Annotated in this window: 21 protein-coding genes and 1 tRNA gene; 7 read left to right on the forward strand and 15 right to left on the reverse strand. The window is 67.1% G+C overall.

Going from position 1 to position 23767, the window contains the following annotated elements; genetic code table 11:
• Window positions 1-96: 96 nt before the first annotated feature.
• The 5 genes from ACJJV7_RS10250 to ACJJV7_RS10270 all read right to left on the reverse strand — a co-directional run bounded on the left by ACJJV7_RS10250 (window position 97) and on the right by ACJJV7_RS10270 (window position 5373).
• Window positions 97-1002 carry a Dam family site-specific DNA-(adenine-N6)-methyltransferase gene (locus ACJJV7_RS10250; protein ID WP_223246997.1) on the reverse strand — a complete coding sequence of 302 codons (906 nt, stop codon included), beginning with the start codon at window positions 1000-1002 and terminating at the stop codon, window positions 97-99.
• A complete protein-coding gene (locus ACJJV7_RS10255) occupies window positions 972-1964 on the reverse strand; it encodes a hypothetical protein (RefSeq protein WP_405375096.1) in 993 nt (330 codons plus the stop codon). Before ACJJV7_RS10255 ends, ACJJV7_RS10250 begins: the two co-directional genes overlap by 31 nt.
• The gene (locus ACJJV7_RS10260; protein ID WP_405375094.1) at window positions 1961-3880 is read right to left on the reverse strand and encodes a hypothetical protein; all 1920 of its coding nucleotides are present in this window, start codon (window positions 3878-3880) and stop codon (window positions 1961-1963) included. Before ACJJV7_RS10260 ends, ACJJV7_RS10255 begins: the two co-directional genes overlap by 4 nt.
• Complete coding sequence (locus tag ACJJV7_RS10265) at window positions 3877-5226, reverse strand: metallophosphoesterase family protein (protein WP_405375092.1); 1350 nt, start codon at window positions 5224-5226, stop codon at window positions 3877-3879. Before ACJJV7_RS10265 ends, ACJJV7_RS10260 begins: the two co-directional genes overlap by 4 nt.
• A 75-nt stretch (window positions 5227-5301) precedes the next feature.
• Window positions 5302-5373, reverse strand: a tRNA-Arg gene (locus tag ACJJV7_RS10270).
• Between the two features lie 47 nt (window positions 5374-5420).
• Here ACJJV7_RS10270 and ACJJV7_RS10275 point away from each other — a divergent pair.
• Window positions 5421-6236, forward strand: a complete 816-nt coding sequence (locus ACJJV7_RS10275) for an endo alpha-1,4 polygalactosaminidase (RefSeq protein ID WP_405375091.1) — start codon at window positions 5421-5423, stop codon at window positions 6234-6236.
• Between the two features lie 6 nt (window positions 6237-6242).
• Here the strand turns inward: ACJJV7_RS10275 and ACJJV7_RS10280 are convergent, their stop codons facing one another.
• From ACJJV7_RS10280 to ACJJV7_RS10290, 3 genes are all read right to left on the reverse strand, one after another.
• On the reverse strand, window positions 6243-7439 hold the full coding sequence (locus tag ACJJV7_RS10280; RefSeq protein ID WP_405375090.1) for an McrC family protein: 1197 nt from the start codon (window positions 7437-7439) through the stop codon (window positions 6243-6245).
• Window positions 7436-9586: an McrB family protein gene (locus tag ACJJV7_RS10285; RefSeq protein WP_405375088.1), complete on the reverse strand. Its 2151-nt coding sequence runs from the start codon at window positions 9584-9586 to the stop codon at window positions 7436-7438. Before ACJJV7_RS10285 ends, ACJJV7_RS10280 begins: the two co-directional genes overlap by 4 nt.
• 91 nt (window positions 9587-9677) lie before the next feature.
• Window positions 9678-10475, reverse strand: a complete 798-nt coding sequence (locus ACJJV7_RS10290; protein WP_405375086.1) for an HNH endonuclease — start codon at window positions 10473-10475, stop codon at window positions 9678-9680.
• 569 nt (window positions 10476-11044) lie between these two features.
• On the opposite strand from ACJJV7_RS10290, the gene ACJJV7_RS10295 reads away from it, so the two are divergent.
• On the forward strand, window positions 11045-12016 hold the full coding sequence (locus ACJJV7_RS10295; protein WP_405467850.1) for a CPBP family intramembrane glutamic endopeptidase: 972 nt from the start codon (window positions 11045-11047) through the stop codon (window positions 12014-12016).
• Here the strand turns inward: ACJJV7_RS10295 and ACJJV7_RS10300 are convergent.
• Window positions 11990-12961: a hypothetical protein gene (locus tag ACJJV7_RS10300; protein ID WP_405375083.1), complete on the reverse strand. Its 972-nt coding sequence runs from the start codon at window positions 12959-12961 to the stop codon at window positions 11990-11992. The genes ACJJV7_RS10295 and ACJJV7_RS10300 overlap by 27 nt on opposite strands.
• A 174-nt stretch (window positions 12962-13135) precedes the next feature.
• On the opposite strand from ACJJV7_RS10300, the gene ACJJV7_RS10305 reads away from it, so the two are divergent.
• On the forward strand, window positions 13136-13498 hold the full coding sequence (locus ACJJV7_RS10305) for a hypothetical protein (RefSeq protein WP_405375081.1): 363 nt from the start codon (window positions 13136-13138) through the stop codon (window positions 13496-13498).
• Between the two features lie 38 nt (window positions 13499-13536).
• Here ACJJV7_RS10305 and ACJJV7_RS10310 read toward each other — a convergent pair whose 3' ends face one another.
• The gene (locus ACJJV7_RS10310; protein ID WP_405375079.1) at window positions 13537-13821 is read right to left on the reverse strand and encodes a hypothetical protein; all 285 of its coding nucleotides are present in this window, start codon (window positions 13819-13821) and stop codon (window positions 13537-13539) included.
• Between the two features lie 341 nt (window positions 13822-14162).
• On the reverse strand, window positions 14163-14405 hold the full coding sequence (locus tag ACJJV7_RS10315; RefSeq protein ID WP_405375077.1) for a hypothetical protein: 243 nt from the start codon (window positions 14403-14405) through the stop codon (window positions 14163-14165).
• A gap of 187 nt (window positions 14406-14592) precedes the next feature.
• Between ACJJV7_RS10315 and ACJJV7_RS10320 the strand changes: the two genes are divergently transcribed.
• Window positions 14593-14874, forward strand: coding sequence for a Fe-S cluster assembly protein HesB (locus tag ACJJV7_RS10320; RefSeq protein WP_405375076.1), 282 nt, complete (start codon window positions 14593-14595; stop codon window positions 14872-14874).
• 109 nt (window positions 14875-14983) lie between these two features.
• Window positions 14984-15181, forward strand: a complete 198-nt coding sequence (locus tag ACJJV7_RS10325) for a hypothetical protein (protein WP_405375074.1) — start codon at window positions 14984-14986, stop codon at window positions 15179-15181.
• A gap of 18 nt (window positions 15182-15199) precedes the next feature.
• Here ACJJV7_RS10325 and ACJJV7_RS10330 read toward each other — a convergent pair whose 3' ends face one another.
• Window positions 15200-15460 carry a hypothetical protein gene (locus ACJJV7_RS10330; protein ID WP_405375072.1) on the reverse strand — a complete coding sequence of 87 codons (261 nt, stop codon included), beginning with the start codon at window positions 15458-15460 and terminating at the stop codon, window positions 15200-15202.
• Window positions 15461-15586: 126 nt separating this feature from the next.
• Here ACJJV7_RS10330 and ACJJV7_RS10335 point away from each other — a divergent pair, with 126 nt between their 5' ends.
• Window positions 15587-16195, forward strand: a complete 609-nt coding sequence (locus tag ACJJV7_RS10335) for a hypothetical protein (protein ID WP_405375070.1) — start codon at window positions 15587-15589, stop codon at window positions 16193-16195.
• A gap of 237 nt (window positions 16196-16432) precedes the next feature.
• Window positions 16433-17866 (forward strand): PepSY-associated TM helix domain-containing protein, encoded by a 1434-nt coding sequence (locus ACJJV7_RS10340; RefSeq protein WP_405375068.1) that lies wholly within the window; start codon window positions 16433-16435, stop codon window positions 17864-17866.
• Between the two features lie 70 nt (window positions 17867-17936).
• Here the strand turns inward: ACJJV7_RS10340 and ACJJV7_RS10345 are convergent, their stop codons facing one another.
• From ACJJV7_RS10345 to ACJJV7_RS10355, 3 genes are read right to left on the reverse strand one after another with little or no spacing between them, the layout of a single operon-like run.
• Window positions 17937-21341, reverse strand: coding sequence for an error-prone DNA polymerase (locus ACJJV7_RS10345; RefSeq protein ID WP_405375066.1), 3405 nt, complete (start codon window positions 21339-21341; stop codon window positions 17937-17939).
• Window positions 21341-22936 (reverse strand): DNA polymerase Y family protein, encoded by a 1596-nt coding sequence (locus ACJJV7_RS10350; RefSeq protein WP_405375064.1) that lies wholly within the window; start codon window positions 22934-22936, stop codon window positions 21341-21343. Before ACJJV7_RS10350 ends, ACJJV7_RS10345 begins: the two co-directional genes overlap by 1 nt.
• On the reverse strand, window positions 22936-23625 hold the full coding sequence (locus tag ACJJV7_RS10355) for a hypothetical protein (protein WP_405376161.1): 690 nt from the start codon (window positions 23623-23625) through the stop codon (window positions 22936-22938). Before ACJJV7_RS10355 ends, ACJJV7_RS10350 begins: the two co-directional genes overlap by 1 nt.
• Window positions 23626-23767 lie beyond the last annotated feature (142 nt).

Genomic DNA, 23767 nt, shown 5'->3' on the forward strand with positions numbered 1-23767 from the left:
GGATGTCGCGCTGACGTTTACGCGATGGGTGCACAACCATGCTGGCTCGGCAGCGCTTTGTGTTCGGGCACCTAGCCTGAATGGGACTGGTCCAGATCAAGTTCCCGTGGCCGACAAAGAGCCCCGATAAATCGGCAGTTCGCCGCTTACAGTTTGCCACCCGCCGGATTTGAGATGCGAAGCTCGGAGGGGCGCCGAGGCGATGCACAGTTCCACAATCTTGCCGCCACGGGTGCGTTCGCCGATAACCGACCAACCAGCGTACGCATCCAGAACATCGCCATCGCCCGGGAGAGTCAGAATGACCGTCGCTCCGAGGGAGCGACAACGATTCGCTTCGACTCCGAGCCTTCTATGATCCGCGTGCGTAAAGACCAGAGACCCGTAGCGTCGGAACGGAAAGTCACCCTTAGTTCCATAAGGCGGATCGATGAAGACCACGTCGGATGACTCGACATTCGACAACAAAGTCAGGTAATCGTTGCATTCGACCGTCACCCGATCGAGAACCTTAGAAAGACGTAGCAGGCCGGCTTCAAGAGTGTCTAGCCGTAAGCGCCCTCCGCCTCCGTATGGAACGTTGAAGAGTCCTTGTTGATTCGTTCGATAGAGACCGAAGTATGCCGTCCGGTTCAGATACGTGAACCTTATTGCCCGCCCCAGTCCAGTCGTGGGCTCTTCGCTTCTTATCCGCTGATATGTCTGAGAGTCATCAGCGAGCGGCCGCAGACCGTCGATGATGCCCAGCGGGTTGATCTTGCACTGGTCGTAAAAATTGACGAGATCTGCATTGGAATCGGTGCCGTGCGCCCGCACAGACGATAACCCGAATGAAACACTTCCCCCACCGAAAAACGGCTCAACTATCCGATCGACATGATGCGGCAATATGGACCTGAGGAGCGGGAGGAGCCTACGCTTCCCGCCCGCCCACCGCAGCGGCGATTCGCAGACCCCGGCATTTGGAGCGTTCAAAGCGCGATCGTAACTACTGTGTGCCACTCGATCTCCACCGCGCTCGATTCCAGACGTCGCTCGGGTTCCGCGTAGTACACCTGCGCAACCCCGTGATCTACAGCGTATAAACCCATAGCGAGCGCTGCGATTTTCGTGCCGCTCAGGAGGAAGCTCAGCGCGACATCCTCACCTTCCTCTGAGAAACGCGAGAGCGAAGCTTCGAGCTTCTCGACTGAGCTCGCGAGGTCCTGCGCAGGCAAGGTCACAACGCCCCCCTCAGCAAGCAGATAGTCCTCCGCGAGGTTGACGCTCGCGCGTTGGGCCATCCGATCGTGCTCGACACGGATCCCGGTCGTCAGCGCGACGATCACTCGGTCGGGTTCGAGCGCGTTAACGAGGCGGAGGGTGTGATCTCCCTCGAAACCACCGGACACGACGAGCACAGAGCGAGCACTCGGAAACGCTCCCTCACCCAGGGTAGGGATAGCCCGAGGCTTCCAGGATCCTTCGGTGAAAGAAAGTGAGCTGCTCTCGTTGATGTAGGCCCGGGCAGCGGAGTAGATCGCTGAAAAGCTCGCCACCACTCCCGTCTTTGCGCCAAACCCGAGCAAACTCAACGCTAGGTAGCGGGGCACGCTATTCAGGTCGACGGCGACGCGGAGAGGTCGGCCAACAGCCTCATAGACATTGAGCACAGCGCGACGGAACATCGCCCATGCTCCTACAAGCGCGGATGTATCAATCTGTAGCGTCAGTAGCGGATTATCAGAAATCCTGCTCATTCCTTCGCGAAGAAGTCCCTCGTGAATGTCTACTCTGCCCGAAGTACCGCGATCCTCGAAGGTCAGGAGCATCGCGTGCGTGACCCGATTCCGGTACGAGATGTCGTTCACCACGAGGCACCGCGCGTCCCAAGTTGCCCCACCGATCAGTAGGTCGACGTCCTCAATGCTGACTTCGATAGAATCAACCGCGACGCTCTGAGAGACGATCCGGCGACGACTCACGAGCCGCCCTCCGCCCAGTCCTCAAAACCTGGCAACGCAGCCTGGTTTCTTGTCAAGCGTCGGGCCGCCACCGGCTCGAGCCAACGGCTCGGTGGGGCGTCGGGGTCTTCAATGGCGCGCTCAACCAGCTTGAACGACACCGATGTTTCGTATTGGGGTTTCCAGTAGCTGAACCCGAAATGTCTCGCGAACGACCTATTCACCCGGCAAGTGACTCTGCCGTCGACGATACTCAAGTCCGCAATATAGCCGTAGCTTGCCGCATCACGCAGTAGCGAAAGAAATGCCCCAAAGGAAGCGCGCGGCTCAAGTGATCGACCGGGATCGCGGATAACTATACGGTTTGCGTTCGGCTTGCCCATTCGACCAGAAAGATAGAAGTCGCCTCGGTGGGACACCTCGCCAAACAGTCGAATAACTGCGGAAGCGGCAAAGTGATCTACAAGTGTCGCCGACATCGATTCGAGCTTCCGCCGCCCCAAACGGTCCAGCGCTCCATCCTGGGTGCGGAAATCTATTTGCCTGAGGGACAGAAAACGAGCCACGTCTCGGTTCGTGGCCAACTCCGGTTCGCTCCGATTGCCTATCTCCATCGCATATCTGAGGAACCGTATAAAATCGCGAACGCTGTTGTCAGCCATGTTCACCGCGATACGCCATCCCGCGTAGGTGGGACGATCGACGCCAATGGAACCCAAAAGATTCAGATACCCGGCAATCTTCTTCTTTCGATAACCGGCGCTCTCCTCTCGGCGGCTCAGCACTTCACCGCTCCTTATGGCATCATTCGCTAGCAAGTGATCTCGAATTGGGTCAGCTGACTTGTCCGCATATCGGCGCCTAAACCGCTCAGCCTCCCGCGTCTCCGAACGTGACACGGCAATCTCCAGCAGCTCATTCAGGTCAGGATTGCCCAAGAATTGCTTCAGGTCAAAACTGGACCGGTCAAGACCGACCACCTCCATTCGCGCTCGCAACACGCCATTGAGCAGCGAAATCATGTCCTCGGCGGTTCTATCGTCGAGATCCACTATCTCTCGATCATCGATTGACAGCGAAACGCCGTCTGCTCGGGTTGTCGTGCCGAGCGAATGCAGCACAGATACGGCCAAGTAAACCGGAGCATCCGTCTCCCTGATGAGGGTTCTAACGGCCACAGCCCAATCTTCAGAGAGAAACTCTCCCTCATCCATGCAAATTCGGAAGGTCCAAGCCTCGTGCCCACCAAGTCTGGACACGAGCGAAGCGAGGGCACCGAACACTTGCGATGTGATCGAAGCCATCTCCAGCAGATCAAGCTGATCGAGTGCATCCTCCGGGCTGGGCAACTCGATAGCAGCTGCCGAACGAAGGTATTTCATCACAGCTCGCCCCAGACGATCCACATCCTGTAGCGAGATCACGTCGGCTGGACCGATGGGCCGGATTTTGAGCACAGCAGGAGTCCAGGCCCACACCGATTCCGCTATCGGATTGAGGTCTGCCAACTCTTCGCTGTAGGTAGCGAATCTGCGCTCCCTGTTCAGTCCCGCGATTGCCCTACAAATCTCGACGATCCACGTCGCCCGCAAGTAGCTAGAGATGACTGTGTAACGGACTTGGTCACTGCTTTCCCGCAACCAGATGTCAAGCATGTCGACCGGGAGAAGCTTGATCTGGAGGAAACACCCAATAACACCGTCGGCCCATGGATCGGGCCCGAGGGCTGCTCGTAAGTGAGAGTTCGCTTGCCGCTCCCGCCAATCGAGTGCCCGCAGGAGCGTTGTTTTTCCCGTGCCTCGGTGTCCTTTCAGCACGACATGTTTGGCTAGTCGCGAGACCTTTCGATAGGCCGGAGTGTCAAGGTAGTAGAAGTGCTGTATGCGATCCTGCTCCCACCGGTCATCGAAAAAATGGGCCAGCGTCTGTGATGTCAAAGCAGGTACCCCGTATCCTCGAACGGCGTGCTCGGCGGGGAGTTGCGACGGAGCAAACCAGACCAGCAAAGGGTCTCCACAAGAGACTCGACACCGGGGCGGTCCAACGGGGGCGTAAGTCCTGCCGCGTGCTCGGCGAGTTCAATCCCCATCACCGAGCCTCTGGCAACTGCGAACTCAAGCACCTTCCTTTGGTTTGCAGTAAGACTCGGGCGGCGCGCTAGCGAGACCTCAATAAGGTCTGGCTCGCGAGAGACTGTCTGCTCGCCTGGGTTGATGCGAAACTTCTCAACGCGGACACCAAGTGGGGATCCCTTGGCGTCGAAGACAACCGATACCTTGTTGAAGCCCACTTTCAGTTCCGGGGCGGCAACGATAATCGCTCGACTATGCATCGGCATAACATCCGCCGCCCTCGGAAAGTCGACAACCTCCACGACGTGCTCGTGGATGTGTCCGTGGAGATAGAGTACGGATCGATTCAGCTTCGTGAGTTCTTTGCGAGCTTGGCCGGCGTTGGCCATCTCTGTGTAGGGGTTCAATCGAGGAGTGTGCTGCGGCAGAAGACCGTGGTGAGCCAGCAGTACCGGCATATACCTGGTGCTCAGAGCGCTCCAATGACCGGCGATCTGATGCAGTTCTTCAGGATGCAGTAAAGGCACATCCAGCACTTCAGCCGCCGAACTCTCAGGCGCGTGCTTCTTCAAAATTCCGTGAATGTCTACCGATCCCCCAATTTCCGCTACAAGCGCGTCGAGGAGCGCGTCATCGGAGCCGCCCGGCAGATCACGTCGGGTCGCCCCCGCCCCGCGGGACGTGTTGACACTCAAGACGCTCAACCCCGCATCCCCCCGCGGGAGCGTGATGGTGGTGTGGCGGAGACTCGTCGCCAGGATCCCTAACCCGGCGGTTCTGCAGATGTCGGCAAGAACGTCGAACCTCGAGATATCTTCAAAACTTGTGAACGGCTGATCACCTTTAAAGCTGACGTCGTGATTGCCTGGGACTAGATGAACATGATCCTCGTGCGGACGCACAGCCAAAAGCGGATCGGCGAGCGTGTCGGCAAGAAAATCTACGCCACCTATGAAGTCTTCCCTGTTTCCCTGAGTGGTGATGTCGCCGCAAATCGCGATCATCGCGCCAGGAGATTTGTTGATCTGCTCGACCAGAGCCCGACGAATAGCTGTAGGTATGGGCAGCCCCAGTGTTGAATCGAGCCGTCCCGGCGTTGACCGATCGTGATTGTCGACGTTCGTCGTGGCGTCCTTGAATCCGGTGAAGTGCAGGTCTCCCAACTGAAGGATGACCTGCTCCGAGACGGCCGATACCCCCATGGTCACCATTCCTCCGGCAGTGAGTCTTCAGTGAGCCTAGGGCATGCCCCGACTCTCATCCCCTTCGACTCGAGTCGTAAGAAGTGCCCCTGGAGGGACTCGAACCCCCAACCGTTTCCTTAGGACGGAACTGCTCTTCCATTGAGCTACAGAGGCTGGCCCGACGAGTCTACCGATCCCCCGGCGTCCGGTAGGTTCGCGACATGACCGTCCGGCGCGCACTCCCCTTGCTCGCCGCTACCGCGTTGCTGCTCGCCGGTTGCGCCGGCCAGGAGTCGCCGCCGCACGACCCACCCGCTGGACCGCAGCTTTCACCCGACGGCGGCCAGCTCGATTACCAGCTCGGCGGCGCCTACGACCCACCCGGCGGCGTCGACCTCGTCGTGCGCGATCGGGCCGCAGCATCCGTCGACGACCTCTACTCCATCTGTTACGTCAACGGGTTCCAGACGCAGCCGGGTGAGCTCGACGCCTGGCCCGACGATCTCCTCCTGCGCGATGACGACAGCGAGCCGGTCATCGACCCGGACTGGCCGGACGAGGTCATCCTCGACACCCGCAAGGCGGACGAGATCGCGAAGATCGTCGGGCCGTGGATTCGCGACTGCGCGTCCGACGGGTTCGACGCCGTCGAGTTCGACAACCTCGACACCTACACCCGCACCAACGGCGCCCTCAGTCGCGACGACGCGCTCAACCTTGCGACCCTGCTCGTCGATACCGCGCACGACGTCGGACTCGCGGCCGGGCAGAAGAACGCAGCCGAGGATGCCTCACTCCTCCGCTCCCGCGCCGGGTTCGACTTCGCCGTCGTCGAGGAGTGCGCGGCCTACGAGGAGTGCTCCGCCTACACCGAGGTCTACGGCGATCACGTCCTCTCCATCGAGTACACCGACAACCTCCCCCGCCCGTGGGACGAGGTCTGCGCCGACCCGGAGACACCGGCATCCGTCGTTCTGCGGGATCGGGATCTCCTCACACCGGACGACCCGGCGTACGTGTTCAAGACCTGCGACTGACTTGCCTCAGACCCGAGCGCGCTCCGACTCGATGAGCACTTCGGCAAGCGCGGTCATCGTCGACTCGAGCGCTTCAGGATTGCCCGCGAGCGGCACCGAGTGGACGCAGACGGTAACACCCGCGACGGCGACCTCGAGATGCCGGGAGTCGACCTCCCCCGCGACATAGATGAGGTGAGCGGTCGAGACGCCAAGCGCGAGCGCGTACGCCACTGCCTGATAGACATCGCTGTTCGCGGGCGACCCCGCGTTCACGCTCAGGTTCTTGTACTTCGTGTCTGCGACAGTCACGACGTGATCGGCACGCCGAATCACGAGGTCCGGCCTCAGGGAGATCACGCGGTCGACATCGAGCCACCACGCGCGATCCTGCGCCGTGAGTGCCACTCCAGCATCGCGCAGATGCTCGCTCACCCGTGCGGCAACGTAGCGCTCGAACACGTTCGCCATGTTCACGAGGAAGCTCCCTCCGCGCGATGGCCCCTCCACGTGGGTCCACGACAGAGCATCGAGGATCACTCGAGCCAGTCGCAATGGGGGGTCGTAGTGCTGCGTCAACCGCGTGAGAGTCACGTTCGGTAGCGCGGCGCCTCGCGGAACCGTCCCGACCTCGGCGAACATCATGCGCAAGCGCGCGAGCGATACGCGAACAGCACCCGGCAGATCAGTGAGCCCGCCCAGAAGGCGGATCGCGGAGTGGAGGATCCGGTTCTCGTCGGTGTCTTCCGAGAACTCGTCGTAATCGATCTCAATAGGCAGAGGGATGCCGGGGCGCACCCTGAGCTGTCGCGCGATATCCCATCGACCGCGGACGACCGATGCCGATTCCTGGATGGTGCGGTACCCCTTCACCAGCCCGCGCCGAGTGGCCGCATCCACTGTCTGAACGAACGCCTGCGCGAGAGCCGAAGGGAGCGAACGGTCGACGCCGTGACCTACGAGCGCGCCAGGCGCGAGCTGCATCCCTCCGAGCGACGCCATGTAGACGATGTTCTCCAGCGGGGTCTTGGGCATGACGTGGATGGTGACACCGTCGAGCACGGCGACACCCACCTTGTTCACGTCCGTCACCCGCCACCGACCGGGCGAGCTCGAGGGGGTCACACGGCAGAAGCCGAGTTCCGTCAGCTCTGTCGCCTGAGCGAGCGAGAGCTCGAGAAAGGTCTCGCCCTTCTCGGCGACGTAACGACGTTCGTCGGTCATGTCGGGTAGGGCGGTGTGGGCTCGGCGCGCCGGGCTACGGCATCCATCAGGCTGCGAAGTGAGAAGCGAACTGTGACATCGACCTGGGTTCCCAAGTGGCGCTCTTCGAGCAGAGGCAGAAGGCTTTCGTTCCAGATCGCGTGAAGGTCCGCCTGACTCAGGTTGTCCCGCCGAAGCAGATGACTGGGACCGATGCGGTCTTCTCGCTCGACGATGCGGGCGTTCAGCTCGGCGAACAGCGCGGGCAGCGGCAGATCCTGGGGGTGCTCGTGGATCCAGCGGTCGAGAATGCCAGCGACAGGCTCGACATCGGGATGCAGCTCGAAGAAGGAGAAGCGACGACGCATCGCCGAATCGAGCAGCGCGATGGATCGGTCCGCGGTATTCATCGTCCCAATGATGAGAACGTTCGGAGGTAGCGAAAAGGTATCTCCCCCGTCGGTCCCCGACCCGGCGTACAGGAGGTCGATCTCGTCATCGCGATACTCGAGCAGGTAGTACAACTCTCCGAACACCTTCGACAGGTTGGCGCGGTTGATCTCGTCGATGAGGAGGACGTGAGCAACGTCGGGGTCCCTCCGCGCGTCGTCGGCGATCCTTCGCAGCGGCCCTTTCGCGAGCTCGAAGATCAGCTGCCCATTCTTCTCCCGCGGTCGGTATCCGGCGAAGAAGTCTTCGTACGTGTACGACGGATGGAACTGGATGCGGCGTGCAGCATCCGGCCGCCCCGTCAGCGCACTCGTCAGCGCCTTCGCAACGAAGGTCTTTCCGGTTCCGGGCGGACCATAGAGAATGATCTGCCCGCGGCGATGGAGCGCAGAGACGACTCGGTCGAGCCAAGAGACATCGAGCTTGAGCTCGTCACTCAGCGCGGCGGTGTCGACATCAGTTGGGGTGAAGCCGCGGGGGTGGGGTGTCTGTTCTACGTCCTCGCCGTCCTGCAGAGGGTCGGGCTCACGGGATGGCGGAGTCGGCGCTTTCTGCCAACGCTCGAGCAGCGGCGCGCGGTAGAAGTCGACCGGCTTTCCCGTTTTCGTCTGCAATGCGATGACAATCCGAAACAGATCATCGTCTGCGTCGTTGGAGTACGTTCCACCGATTTCACCGATGAACGATTCGCGAATCTTCGCACGATCAGCAGTTGAGACAATCGGACCGAAGTACCCCGGGTAGACCAAGTACATCAACGCGTAGCGCTGGGTGGGGAAAGCGTGGCCCTCGGCAGACATGACTAAGGCGCGCCATTTCCGAGGGTCCAGCAGCGCAGCTTCCTGCTCGTCAGGTCCCGCGTCGACCCATTTCCGGGCCACATTGAGAATCACGGTGATGGCATTGTTGACGTTCACCGCCATCGCCGGACCGGGACCAAACGCGCCGGAACCGAAAGCCTCGTCAAACAGTGTCGGGATGGACACTGGATGTTCCATCAGCCGAAGGATGGACTGCACTCTTTCGGTCTTCTTCGCGTGGCCAAGCGCCCCGGAGATCGGCAGAACCTGGATCGCAATGATCTCCGCCATGAGGAGCTTGACCGAGTCCGGTTGGTTCTCCAGCTGGACGGCGAGGTTCTGAGTCAGGTCCTTTCCGTCCGTCTTAGCTGCTCGAGACCAGAGGTCATGCAAAGCACCCACGGTTTGCACGTCCCACACGTTGTGCCCGGAGCTGAAGGCTGAACCACCCTGCTTCAAGCCGTTCTCAACCCAGGAGTGAGCGGCCGCCAACAGCTTCCGTTCAGAGCCACTGCGAGACACCCATTGCGCGGGTAGGGCTTTGTCGATGTCAGATTGTTGTTCAGCTCGCACCACGGCGTACCGACGAGCCGCCTCCGCGTAGAGATCGTCCCCCGGATACTGCGTGAGGGCTTCGAGACCCTCTGAGGTGATCGCCCACCGACCGGAACCGGCAGGGTCCTTCCTCAGCCATCCCGCCGCCGCGACATCGACACTTGCCCAGCGCCACTCCGTTTCACCCTTTGGCAGACCGCTTGAGTTCGGTTCCGCTTCCTGGGGCGCGAGGGGGAAACGATGTTGAACCGCGTCCCACACAGTCGAGGCCTGCACATATTCGTCCAGACCAGCGTGAGTCGCGAGATAGTCGAGAGCAGCGCGGATCCGTTCTGCACGTCGGCTTGGCGCGGTGGATGCCATGGTTATCTCCCCCTTGAGACGTCTCTGGCGAGTCTAGGGACGAAAGGGGGAAGCGGCTCCTTGCGTGAGCGCATCACGCCGGAGGCTCGCTCTACCCGACGAACCGATTGCCCTTCCCGAGGTTGCAGGCCTGACACAGCGTCTGCAGATTCGTCAGTTCGGTCCGCCCTCCGCGTGACACCGGCAGGATGTGGTCGATGTGGAGGGGGCGATCAGCTGACGACGCACCGCACGCGCGGCAGCGAGACCCGTCGCGCCGGAGGACATCAGCCCGGAGCGACGGCGTCATAAGCGCGCGCTCGCGCTGGTGCAGGTGCTGGGTGGTCGACCGGCGCGCGCGTTCCTCCCTCGCCCACGCCAAACCCTGGCGGAGCTCGTCGAACCCCCACGTTTCGGTGCGGGAGTACGCGTTTCGGCCCTGCGGGCTCGTGTATCGCAGGGCGGCCCGCACGCTCGCCTCGGGCGTCGGCCGCTGAAGCAGACCCTTCTCGTACAGGTCGGTCTCGACGCGGTCGAAACGCTTCTGGCGCATATCGTCCCGACTGCTGCGCCCCAGACGGCTCATGACCTCCGCGCCCACACCCGCCTCGTAGTCGAGGTAGTGGCGGACCGCCTGTCGGCGCACGGCAATCTCGGCTTCGAACTCTTGCTCGTGAACAAGTACTTCTTCACGGAGATACCGAGCCAAGTCGTATGAATCAAACTTCGACTTCGAATCGACGCGGACGAAGAACTCCAGGTCGATCGCGGGGAGCGGGGTGATCACCTCTCCGAAACGGTGGTTGAGGCGACCCAGCGCACCGAGCGCAGAACTCGACTCGGCCACACGCCGCCGCTGTAGCCGACGAAGCCCGGCAACCACCGCCGCGATCACAAGGGGAATCAGCACGGCGGCCGCCGCAATCGCTATCCAGGTCGGCGTCGGAACGCCAAGAATCATCATCGAATCGACTACAAACACTCCGGCCCCCGAGCCTCACAGATGGTGACTCCCCCAGAGCCCCTCGAATCAAACTACTGCGTTGCGCGGATTGTGATCGCACCCGCGACGCCTAACACGTGTGGTCCTCCGCGACGGCACGAACCTGGTCAGGGTCCGATCCGATCGTGACGAGAGCGACAGAGGCCACCTTGAGGGTCACACCGCCGGGCTCGCCAACATCGCAACACTCGCCGGGGGCGAGCACGCTCGAGCGGAAACTCATGCAGACGTCGGACAGGTTCCTCGGCCCGGTGTCAGCAACCGTTACGTTGGAGAGCGAACGGACGTCCGTGCGCGAGATGCCTCGTCGAACAACTGTCCGATTCACGAGATGTTCGTTCCCGGGCGCGGCCGACCACGACATGAGCTGCTACTGGTCAGCTGCGACAGTGCCGCACGACCATGTCGGCATCCCGTTCGTCCCCACGTCAGACCACACCGGCGGATGCACCTCGCCACCAGGAGGCCACCCCACCATGAGCACGGACCCCACCCCCGCGGCATCCGCCCCCACCACTCCGGACACGCGCGGAACCACCACCGTCCCCTGGATCGCGGTCATCGCGTTCACCCTCATCGCGTGCGGACTCGCCTGGCTCGTCACGCTCCCGCTCTGGACGGGTGACGGCCTCGCCACCCCGATCGCACCGCTGCTCCTGCCGGTGATGATGTTCACGCCGGCCGTCGCGGCGCTCATCGTCACCCTGTTCCTGCGCCGCACCGCCGGACGGCGGGCCTGGCGCATGCTCGCGCTCGTCCCGATCAAGCCCCTCGGCCGCTTCTTCGGCCTGCTCGGCATCGGACTCGCCATCGCGGTCGTGGTGCCGGTGCTCGCCACGTTCATCGCCGCCGCGGCCGGAGCGCTGCAGCTCGACCTCGTCAACTTCTCCGGCTTCGCCGTGGCCCTCAACGCTCAGCTCGAGGCGGCCGGCACGCCGAACATCGAGCTCCCGGTGGCGGCGCTCGTCATCGCCCAGATCGCCTTCATTCCCGTCGGCGCCGTGATCAACTCGTTCCTCGCGTTCGGCGAAGAGCTCGGCTGGCGAGGATGGCTGCTCTCCGCACTCCGCCCCCTCGGCACCTGGCCGGCGCTGCTCATCAGCGGCGTGATCTGGGGCCTCTGGCACTCGCCGATCATCCTGCTCGGCTACAACTTCGCCGAGCCCAATCTCTTCGGCGTCGGCCTGATGGTGATGGGATGCCTCAGCTTCGGCATCCTCCTTGGCTGGCTGCGCCTGCGGTCGGGCAACGTGTGGCCAGCCGTGCTCGGCCACGGCGCGTTCAACGCCGCCGCGGGGTTCGCCTTCCTGGTGTCGACACCCGGCCTGCAGCCCCTCACGGCATCCCCACTGAGCTGGCCCGGCTGGCTCGCCTGCGCCAGCATCATCCTGCTGCTGCTGGCCCTCGGCCAGTTCAAGAAGTCACGCCTTCCCCAGACCGGCGCCTGACCGCTCGAGACTCCGCTCGGTGTGCGCGATCCGCTCACGTCGCCACTCCGCCGATGAGGGATGCAGATCGCTGAGGGATGCCGCGAACACCGCCTCGGCACCGACCGAGTCCACACTCAGCAGGTGCCCGATCGCCGCGACTGCGTCTTCTTCCGTCTGCGTCGGGCCGACGGCGGCGACGATGTCTGCCAGGCGCGGGGCGGCATCCAGAATCGCCTGCTGCTGACGAAGGTCGTCGTGCATCGCCTGCCGACGCCGGCCGCCGTCCCGAGAGCGCTCTGACATCTGAGCAACGTTGACCGTGTGCGGGGCGACGTCGATGCGCAACGGCTCGCTCCTCACGGCCAACGGCACCAGCAGCGCGTGCAGTTCATGCTCGCCGGGTGTCAGCCTCGCCCAGGCGGATTCGTCGATGCGCACCGGCACGCGCGCGTAGTCGCCCGGGTCGAGCGGTACGGCTCCCCGCTCTCCCATCGTCGCCCAGCCCATGGAGACCGAGCCGTCGTCCACCGCCGCCACCGTGCCGATCACGTCGAACGAGTCACCGTCCGGCTCCCACCGCACCTCACCGGTGTTCACGATGTCGATCGCGAAACCATCCGGCCCCGCGTCCGCACGAACCGCTGCGGGCCAGCGGAGGATGAGCCCGCGACGCCGCTCGGCGTAGCTCGCACGCACAGGCTCCGGCTTCTCGAGCAGCCAGACCTCTTCCCCCGGCCGCACCGACGCGAGCAGCCACAGCCGACGGTCGGCGTCGAGCGGCGCTCCGATCTCCACCGCATCACCGCGCTGCCTCAGCACTCGCCAGCCGTTCGGCTGCGGAACCGGCAACGGATCACCTCCGTGCCGCGTGACCAGGTCGATGAAGGGCTCGCCCTCGCCGGCCAGAACGGTCGGGTCGATCGCCTGGCCGTGCAGGCGCGGAAACTCGTCGTCGTCATTCATGCGGCCATGCTCGCACGTCGGCGGGGCCGGAGGACTGGTACGACGGCGCCCACAGCGGCACGCGCGAGGGCGGCTTCACGTTGGCGGCGAACGTCATCTACACCCCGTTCTTGTGGAAGCCGAACTTGTGAGTAGTCGCCTCCCGAAGTCACCGGCGGCCGATAGCATCCGGACATGACCACTGCCCTCGCGCGCTTCGGGGCCATTGCGCTTCTCACCGCGCTCGCAGCCGCCTCCCTGTCTGCCTGCTCGCAGGCGTGGGAGCACGACGCAGCCGTCGAGGGCTACGCCGTGTGCGACGGCGCCGACCCCTCGACCGTGACTCTGCACTACACCTCGGGGCCCGGCGTCGAGAACGCGACACCGCGTCTGAGCGAGTCGGGCGACAGGGTCACGGCAGTGATCCACCTGCAGGGATCAGGATCGAGCCCCGCGGTCGGCGTACCGGCCACTATCGAGGTGAGGTTCGACGCTCCGATCGCGGAACGACCTTTCCTCACCGTCGACGATCAGCCCATCCCCGAAGTCCCCTGCTGAGGTCCGCCCGCCACGCGGTCGTCGCCTGAGCTGACCGGTCACTCCGCCTCGAAGTCCATCGAGCGCATCTCCTCGATGTTGGCCTCGAACCCGTCGACGAGCGCCTGACCGGTCATCACCCAGCGCGGGTCAGCGGCCGTGCCGCCGACGACGCACTCCTGGTAGAACGCACCGTTCGCGTTCTCCGCCGGAACGTACACGTACCACTCGGGCCGGTCGTAGCGAGCGAGCGCGACAGCGGTGCCGGTCTGCTTCTCGTCGGCGCTCAGGGGCTCTGCCTTGTGAAAGGCGGTGCACAGTTCGCCCGCTTCCGCACCCGACATCAGAGCCGCGTCGGCGGTCGGCTTGGGAGTCGGCGCGGATGGCGGCGGCGCCGGCGTCGGGGTCGCTGACGGCGGCGGCGTCGGCCGCACGGTCGGCGTGGCGCTCGGGGCCTCCGACGCCTCCGGAGTCGGCGACGCAGACGGCGTGGGCGACGATGACGGCGACGCACTCACCGTGGGCGAAGGCACCGGTTCGGGAGCACACCCCGCCAGCATCAGCCCGACCAGCGCGGCACCCACCGCACCCGCCCGCACACGCGCGCCCACTCCAGCCATGCCGTCCCCCGCCGTCGATCCGGGCACAAGCATCTCACCCAGACGCCTGCGACCCGCGCAGCGACTCAGACGGTCGGCGGCGGAGTCGGAGCCGGCGGCTGATCGTCCGTCTTCGGGCGGCCCCAGCCCGACTCCTTACGCAGCTGCACGAACCCGGCGAAGATCAGAGCGAGCGCGAGAACGAGGAAGATCACCCGCATCCACCACTCCAGATCGCCGAACAGCATCGACGGCAGCGTGCCCAAGAACGTCGCGCCGATGAAATACCAGACCGCGACCGGCGTCTCCTGCTTCGTGCCGTTCGTCATGACGGCTCCTCTCCGTTGCCCCGACCGTAATCGCCGGCGGATGCCGCCACCTCCCCCGCGCGACGGAGATCGGCGACGCGAACCTCCGTAAGCCGTGTGAGTCCCGGCACGTGGCGTGTCAGCGTTTGCATGCCGCCCGCATTCTCGGCATCGTGGCCCCCTCATGCAATCCACGGAAGGGAGCATCATGCTCACACTCACCGAGAACGCCAGCAGTGCCGTCAAGAACCTCGCCTCGCAGATCCCCACCACCACGGGTGGGCTGCGCATCGCCGAGGCCGCTGATCCCGACAACGGGTACGCCCTCTCTCTCGCCCCGGCCCCCGAGCCGGAAGACACCGTCGTCGAGAGCGACGGCGCACGGGTCTTCGTCGACCCGGGCGCCAACGTCGCCCTCGGCGACCGGGTGCTCGACGCTCGCGTCGACGACGACGGATCGGTCGGGTTCGCGCTCGCAGAGCGCATCTGACCGGTGAGGCCATGAGCCTCGCCCCTCGAAAGCCTCGGACCCGTTTCGGTCCGGGGCTTTCGTGCGCCCGGGCTAGGCTCCCTCTGGCCCCCGACCCGAAAGCTCCATCATGCCTCTGCCCACGCCCGTCCTCGTCTTGCTGCTCGTGGTCGGCATGGTCGCCCTCTTCTTCGGCGGCACCATCGTCCGCACCCGGCGCCTTGCACGCACGGGCGACGCGAACAGGTTCGCCGGCCGCTACCTGATCGCGCTCATGTGCGCGACGGTGCTCTTCGCCGCGCTGCTGTTCGTCGTCTTCCTGACCTGACGACTCCGCTGCCGCGCGTCACGCCTCGAGCCGCGGATGCCGGAGCTTACGCACCCCGTAGGCGATGCCCATCAGGCACGCGATGCCCACGACGGCGGCGCCGATCAGCATCCCGATGCCGAGCACGTGATTCGGGCTCTCGATCGACAGCGCCAGGGCGCCGAGGATCACGAACGCAACCGCCACGACCAGGAAAACCAGGCTCAACGCCAACACGAGCACCGCGCCCGAATTCAACCGTCGCCGCTGGGTGGCGTCGTACCTCTGCTCGTCGGTCATGCGACGGCCTCCGTCTCGTAGCTGAAAGCCCACCGTAGGCACCGCACCCCGATTCGCGGAGCCCCCTTGCGCTTTGGTCGCAGGCCCCGCGCCTTTTCGGCGCACCCGCCCTGCGACAATGGGAGCATGCGTGCCACCCGAGCCTCCCGCGTCCTGCGCGGCGGGCTCGCGGCATCCGTCGCGACCTGGGTCGCGCTGCTCTCGCACGTCACCGCCGGCGGCACACCGCCCGGGTGGCTCGGCGTCGCCGCGCCCCTCGCGCTCTCACTCGCGCTGTGCACCGCCCTCGCCGGTCGGCGGCTCTCGCTCATCCGCCTCGCGATCGCGGTGACCCTCAGCCAGGTGCTGTTCCACACGCTGTTCCTGCTCGGCACCGTCACTCCCTCCGGCTCCGCCGCGCCGCACGCGCACGCCCACCTGGCGCTGCCCGCGATGACGGATGCCGCCGGTTCCGCGGCCGCGCTGCACGGCGACCTGGCGATGTGGGCCTTGCACGGCCTCGCCGCCCTGGTCACCACCCTCGTGCTGCACCGCGGCGAGCGCGCCGCCCGCGCCCTTCTCGCCCTGGCGTCGGATCTCGCCCGGTGGCTGCGCCGCCGGCTGATCGCGGCGACCGGGCTGCTGACGCCGCTCGCGTGGCCCGCCCTCCCCGCCGCCGTCGCCGCCGAGCGCCCGCCGCGCTCTCCCTTCCTCGCCGTCATCGCTCGCCGCGGCCCACCGGCGCTCGCGCGCTGACACCGCCCCCACCCGCGCTCGCTCGGGTGTGCCGAGGTGCCGCCCGTCTGTGACGTCGCCGCGTGGCCCCGGCCTGCCTTGCTCTGCCCCGGCCTGCACCGGCTTCGCACCTGCGTCCCCTGCTCACCGTGCTGTCCGCCGGTGAGCCACCTCCGTCGCCCCGCGACTCCCCCGTCCGCTCGCGGACGACCTCTGCCTTTTCTGCCACCGCGCAGCATCCTTCTCCGGAAAACGATCATGACCTCCCTCTCCTCCCCGCCCACCGACGCAGCACCCGCGCACCCGCCGCGCCGGCCCTGGTTCGGCGCCTTCCTCCTCCGCCTGCACTTCTACGCGGGCATCGTCGTCGGCCCGTTCATCCTCATCGCCGCGCTCAGCGGCGCCCTCTACGCGATCGCGCCGACGATCGAGCAGGGCGTGTATGCGCGCCAGCTCCACGCGCCCGTCTCCGACCTGCAGCTCACGCTCGGCGCGCAGGTCGAGATCGCCGAAGCCCACGTCGGCGACGAGGCGAGCCTCACCGCGGTGCGGCCCGCGCCCGAGCGCGACGACACGACGCGCGTCATGTTCGCGCAGGAGGGGCTCGGCGCGAGCGAGACCCGGGCGATCTTCATCGACCCGGGCACCGGCGCGATCCGCGGCGACGAGGTCGTCTACGGCACGAGCGGGTCGCTGCCGCTGCGCACCTGGCTGAGCAACCTGCACCGCAACCTCAACCTCGGCGAGCCGGGCCGCCTCTACAGCGAGCTCGCCGCCTCATGGCTCGGCATCGTCGTGCTCGCCGGAGTCGGGCTGTGGGTCATCCGCATCCGCAGTGCCCGCGCGAAGAAAGACTTCGTGCGCCCGAACCGCCGGGCGACCGGCTACCGCCGCGTGTTCAGCTGGCACACCTCTGTAGGCATCTGGCTTGCCCTCGGCGCCCTGTTCCTCTCGGCGACCGGCCTCACGTGGTCGACCTACGCCGGCGCCAACGTGTCGAGCCTGCGCGACGCGCTCGACTGGCGCACGCCCGCCGTCGCGACGAGCCTCGCCGGCGGCGCCGACGATCACGGAGCGCACGCCGACCACGGTTCGGCGTCGGCGGCAGCCCCGGTCGATCCGGCGACGTTCGACGACGTGCTCGCCGTCGCCCAGGGCGTCAACGTGAACACGGGCCTCATCCAGATCACCCCGCCGTCCGAACCCGGGGTGGCGTGGGTCGTGCAGGAGATTCAGCGCGGCTACCCGACTGAAGCGGATGCCGTCGCGGTCGACGGGGCGACCCTCGCCGTCGTCGACCGCGTCGACTTCGCGGAGTTCTCGCTGCCTGCGAAGCTCGCGACCTGGGGCGTGGCCATCCACATGGGCACGATGTTCGGGCTCGCTAACCAGATCGTCATGTTCCTCCTCGCCCTCGGGATCGCCACCATGGTGGTGCTCGGATACGCCATGTGGATCAAGCGCCGCCCCACCCGCCGTGCACGGGTCGGCACGCCGCCCCGTCGCGGCGCGCTCGACGGGGCGCCGTGGTGGGCGGTGACGGCGATCGTCACCGGAGGCGTGGCGCTCGGGCTGGCGTTCCCCCTCGTCGGCTACCCGCTCGCGGCGTTCGTGATCATCGACGTGATCGTCGACGCCGTGCAATCCCGACGGCAGGCGCCGCGGGCGAAGGCCGACGAGGTCGCCGAGTAGCGGGAGCCGGGCGGGGGCGGGCGCCGGGCGGTGTCGCCCGCCGCCCGGCCGTGCCGCGCGCCCGGGCGCGTCAGCGGAAGTCGCGCGACCGGTGCTCCACCCCCACGCGCAGGTCTTCGAACCCGTCGGCGAGCAGGTTCGTCACCCCCTCCGGCGAGCGCTCCAGCATCCCCCGGGCGATCAGCGCGGGACTGTCGCGGAGGATCCGCCGGTACCTGCTCCACACCCCGACCGAGCAGATGACGTTCATGACGCCGTGCTCGTCTTCGAGGTTCAAGAACGTGACCCCGGATGCCGTCGCCGGTCGCTGCCGGTGCGTGACGAGACCGGCCACCTCGACGCGCCGGCCGATCTCGTGCGTGCGCATGCCCCGGGAGGTGACGACGCCCCGCGCGTCGAGCTGCGACCGGTAGTGGGTCAGCGGATGATCGTCGGCCGACAGGCCCGTCGCCCACAGGTCGGCGGCCAGCACGTCGTAGCTCGACTGGTCGGGGAAGAGCGGGGGCTGCACCGACACCATCGACCCTTCGAGGAACTCGAGCCGGTCCTGCGAGGCGTCGCCCGCCAGCCAGATGCCCTCGCGCCGGCTGATGCCCAGGCACTCGAACGCCCCCGCGGTGGCGAGCGCCTCGAGCTGGGCGGTCGAAGCTCCCGTGCGGCGCACGAGGTCGCGGAGGTCGCGGAACGGCCCGGCGGCGGTGCGCTCGGCGACGATCTTCGACGCGAGCGGCACCCCGATGCCCGTGATCGAGGCGAGCCCCAGCCGCACCGCGAACGCCCCGTCGCGGCGATGCGCCTCCGACTCGTCGGGCTTCGACGGGTCGAACACCGGCACCGGCGGCTGCTGCCGCTCGGCGCACGAGTCGAGTCCGGTCGGAATGCGGCGGTACGCCCCCGGCAGCACCGACTCGAGGCCGGCATCGACCCCCGAGGCGTGCAGATCGGGGCGCCGCACCTCGACCCCGTGGCGACGGGCGTCGGCCGACAGCGTCGCCGGGGAGTAGAAGCCCATCGGCTGCGCCCGCAGGAGCGCGGCGAGGAACGCCGCCGGATAGTGCAGCTTCAACCATGACGACGCGTAGACGAGCAGGCCGAACGACAGCGAGTGGCTCTCGGCGAACCCGAAGTTCGCGAACGCCTGGATCTTGGCGTACAGGTCGTCCGCGACCTCGCCGACGAGCCCGTTGCCGGCCATGCCCTCGTACAGCTTCTTCTTGAGCGAGTCGATGCGTTCGATGCCGCGCTTCGACCCCATCGCGCGCCGCAGCAGATCGGCATCCTCCCCCGTCAGCCCACCCACGGCCATGCCCATCTGCATGAGCTGCTCCTGGAAGATCGGAATGCCGAGGGTGCGCTCGAGAACGGGGCGCAGCTTCTCGTGCACGTACGTCACCTTCTCCTGGCCGAGCTTGCGACGCACGAACGGGTGCACCGCCCCGCCCTGGATCGGGCCCGGCCGGATCAGCGCGATCTCGATCACCAGGTCGTAGAACTTTCGCGGCTGCAGGCGCGGCAGCAGCCCCATCTGCGCGCGGGACTCGACCTGGAACACCCCGATCGAATCGGCCCGGCACAGCATGTCGAACACGGCCGCCTCTTCTTTCGGCATCGTGTCGAGCGTCCACCGCTCCCCCGTCGCCGTCTCGATCATGTCGAAGCAGTACTGCAGGGCGGCCAGCATGCCGAGGCCCAGCAGGTCGAACTTCACGAGCCCCATCCACGCGGCGTCGTCCTTGTCCCACTGGATGACGGTGCGGTTCTCCATGCGGGCGTGCTCGATCGGCACGACCTCGCCGACGGGACGATCGGTGAGCACCATGCCTCCCGAATGGATGCCGAGATGTCGCGGCGCCTTCAGCAGCTCGCCCGCGTAGGCGATCACCCGTTCGGGGATGTCATGGTCGCCGGGGGTGTCGAGCGTCGCCCCCCACCGCTCGACCTGCTTCGACCAGGCGTCCTGCTGCCCCGGCGAGTGACCGAGGGCCTTCGCCATGTCGCGTATCGCGTTCTTCGGCCGGTACTGGATCACGTTCGCCACCTGCGCCGCCCGGTCACGGCCGTACGTCGCGTAGACCCACTGGATGATCTCCTCACGGCGATCCGAGTCGAAGTCGACGTCGATGTCGGGCTCCTCCTCGCGCAGCGCCGACAGGAACCGCTCGAACGGGAGGTCGTAGAAGATCGAGTCGATCGCCGTGATGTCGAGCAGGTAGCAGACGGCGCTGTTGGCGGCCGAACCGCGCCCCTGACACAGGATGCCGCGACGCCGCGCCTCCTGCACGATGCCGTGCACGATGAGGAAGTAGCCCGGGAAGTCCTTCTGCTCGATGACGGCGAGCTCCTTCTCGATGCGGGCCCGGTTGTCGGCGGTCGCGTCGGGGTACTTCCTCGGCACCGCCTCCCACACCAGGTGCCGCAGCCACGACATCGGGGTATGCCCCTCGGGCACCTTCTGCTTCGGCAGGGCGGGCTTCGCGCGCCGCAGCGGAAAGGCGAGCTCGTCGGCGAGCACGACGGTGCGCTCGACCGCGCCCCGGTAGCGGCGGAACCGCCGGGCCATCTCGGCCCCCGACCGCAGGTGCGCGCTCGCATGACCCGGGAGCCACCCGTCGAGCTCGTCGAGGCCGCGGTTCGCGCGCACCGCCGCGACCGCCGCCGCCAGGTGCACCTTCTCGGGCACGGCGTAGTGCACGTTGTTCGACGCCAGGATCGAAAGGCCCCGCTCGGCGGCGAGCGCCGCGAGCGCGTCGTTGTCGCGGGTGTCGCCGGGGGCGCCGTGGTCGATGAGCTCGACCTCGACCCGCTCCCGGCCGAACAGCTCGACCAGCCGGTCGAGCTCGATCGCCGCCGCTGCCGCGCCCCCTGAAGCCAGCGCCTGCCGGACGGCGCCTTTGCGGCATCCGGTCAGGATCGTCCAGTGCCCGTCCGCCCGCGCGGCCAGGTCGTCGAGGTCGTAGACCGGTCGCCCTTTCTCGCCTCCCGACAGCTGCGCGTTCGTCAGGGCCGCGGCGAGCCGGTGGTAGCCCTCTTCGCCCCGGGCGAGGACGAGCAGGTGCGAGCCGTGCGGGTCGGGTTCGCCGTTCTGCGGGCCGGGCAGCCCGAGCGACAGCTCGGCGCCGAACACCGTCTTCACCTGCAGGTGCTCGGCGGCCTCGGCGAACCGGACGATGCCGTAGAACCCGTCGTGATCGGTGACCGCGAGGGCGTGGAGGCCGAGCCGCTCCGCCTCCTCGGCGAGCTCTTCGGGCGATGACGCCCCGTCGAGGAACGAGAACGACGAGTGCGCGTGCAGCTCGGCGTAGGGCACCACCTCGGCGGGACGCTCGATCTCGGGGGCCCGGTACTTCCCGCGCTTGTGCGACCACGCCGGGCTGTCACCGCCATCGGCGCCCGCGGGTGCACCGCCGGGGCGGCGACGGTCGCTGAGCACGCGCTCGAGGTCGGACCAGCGCACTGATGGATTGTCGAACCCCATCAGTCGTACCTCCCCTCGGCGTGCCAGACGCCCTCCTCGCAGATCAGCAGCCAGGCGGTCTGCGCCGCGTCGACGATCTGGAACCGGTGCGCCCGGCGCGTGCGCGCGGCATCCCACCCCCGCTCCATCACGGGCCACGGCCCGGCCCACGACTCGATCGCACGCGGATGCCGGGGCCTCGGGGCCCCAGAGGCGTCGGGCGCACCCGGCAGGGTCAGCGCCACCGGGTCGGCGGTCAGCTCGCCGCGCCCGTCGACGGCCACCATGTCGCCGTCGCTGTCGACGACGGCGACCGGCAGCGGCTCGCCGAACACGGTCGCCGGCAGCGGGTCGGGCAGGCTGCCGGGCCACGGCCGCGACCGGTCGGCGATCACCGCACGGTCACCCCACGGCACCATGACCTGCCGCTCGGCGAGCCAGCGCCCGCCGCCCACCTGAGCTGTCACGACCCCGCGGTGGCCGAGCATCGCCTGCACGCGCGACAGCGCATGGTGCACGCGCTCCTCGGGCCCCGACCCGAACAGTCCCGTCACATGATGGGATGCCGCATCGACCCGCTCGGGCTCGATGCGCACCTTCGCCACGGCGCTGCGGAGCCCGCGCTCGGCGAGCTGCCAGCGCACCCGGTCGACGACCCCGGCCGCGTCGAAGGCGCCCGGATGCAGCCACACCCGCTCGCTGTGGTCGCCGCGGTCGCCGGTGAGAGCCACCCGCAGCTCGGTGCACACCAGATCGACCGCTCCGAGCCCGGCGATGAACTCCTCGGCCGCCACGCGCACTCCGAACGCGACCTGATCGGCGATCTCGAGCGGCGGCTCGAAGGTCACCTCCCGCTCGAGCTCGGGCGGCGGCGTGCGCGGCTGCACCGGCTGCGAGTCGAGCCCCGAGGCCAGCGCGTGCAGCCGCGCCCCGCGGGGCCCGAGCCGCTCGACCAGCCGCGCGGTGGGAAGGGCCGCGAGCTGCCCGAGGGTGTGGATGCCGAGGCGCGCGAACAGGCTCGCGATCGCCTCGTCACCCAGGGCGGTCACCGGCAGCGGCGACAGGAACGCCGCCGCCGCGCCGGGGGCGACCATCCGCAGCGGTGCGTCCGGTCCGGTCGCCCGGGCCGCCTGCTCGGCGGTGAACGGACCGTCGGCCACCCCCGCCCGCACATCATCGACCCGCAGCTCGGCGAGCGCGCCCGTCAGCGCGGTCGCCGCGCCCGCCTCGCCGCCGTAGAAGCGTGCCGGCCCGCGCACACGCAGCGCGCACAGTCCGGGCTCGCGCAGCTGCACGCCGGGAGCGATCTCTTCGAGGCGGGCGATCAGCGGGGCGAACGTGCGGTGGTCGCGGGCCTCGTCGGCGTCGACCACGACGAGCTGCGGGCACCGCGCCTGGGCGTCGCGGCGGCGCTGACCGCTCCGGACGCCGTCGGCCCGGGCCGCGGGAGAGGTCGCCCGCACCGCCCCCTTGGCGAACACGGCGATCGGCTGATCGGGTTCGGCCAGCCCCTCGCGGACGAGCGCGACGACGGGCCAGTCGGGAACCCAGACCACCAGGCTCCGCACCGGCTCGAAGCCGGTCGGAGCGGCATCCGCGGTACGTTCGGCGCGCATCAGCTCACCGCCCGCATCGGCTGCGGCAGCGCGACCGGGCGCGTCTGCTGCGGCGACGGCGTGAGCGACCCGTCGGGGGCGGGCAGCAGCATGCGCGACGAGCGCGGCACCGGAAAGCGCCGGCTCGACACGGTGACCGTCAGCTCGCGATCCGACAGGATGCCGTACCCGTCGCCGAGCCCCGACCACCGGGCATCGGTCACATCGATCATCGCCTCGGTCTGCGGCCACGGCCCCTGCACGAGCAGCACGACGCCGCGGTCGCGCATGCGGCCGGCGAGGCGGGAGATGTCGCCGTCCTTCGCGCGGCTCGGCGGGCGCACCGCGACGACCGGCAGCACGTCGGCGATCGTCGCGGTGACGGCGAGCCATCGCGGCCCCGGCTCGGGGATCAGCACGAGATGCGACAGGTCGACGCCCGCGCTCTCGGCCGCTTCGGCGCCGAAGCCCGGCATGCCCACGACGCCGCACCAGCTGCCGGTCTGCGACGGCTGGGCGAGCAGGGCGAACAGCAGCGACATCGATCCGCCGACCGAATACGACGACCCCGGTCGCAGACCCCCGCCCGGCAGCAGTTCTGCCAGGGCAGGATGGGTGGGAAGGGGCGGCGCGTCGAGCTTGTGCCCCTGCATCTGCGCCAATTGCGCGCGCAGACGCTGCACTTCTTGTGCAGTCGCGGTGTTGCGCACGATAGATCTCACCTCGACATGGTAGAAGCTTTGTTCGAATGCCTCAAGGGGCTCACGTCGAAGATACGCACGACTTCCGACATCGCCGCGCGTCCGTTCGACCCCCGATGCGAAGATCGCGAGGTCAGCGGCTGATTCGGCT

The sequence above is a fragment of the Microbacterium sp. Ld4 genome (assembly GCF_045066555.1).
Taxonomy (GTDB): domain Bacteria; phylum Actinomycetota; class Actinomycetes; order Actinomycetales; family Microbacteriaceae; genus Microbacterium.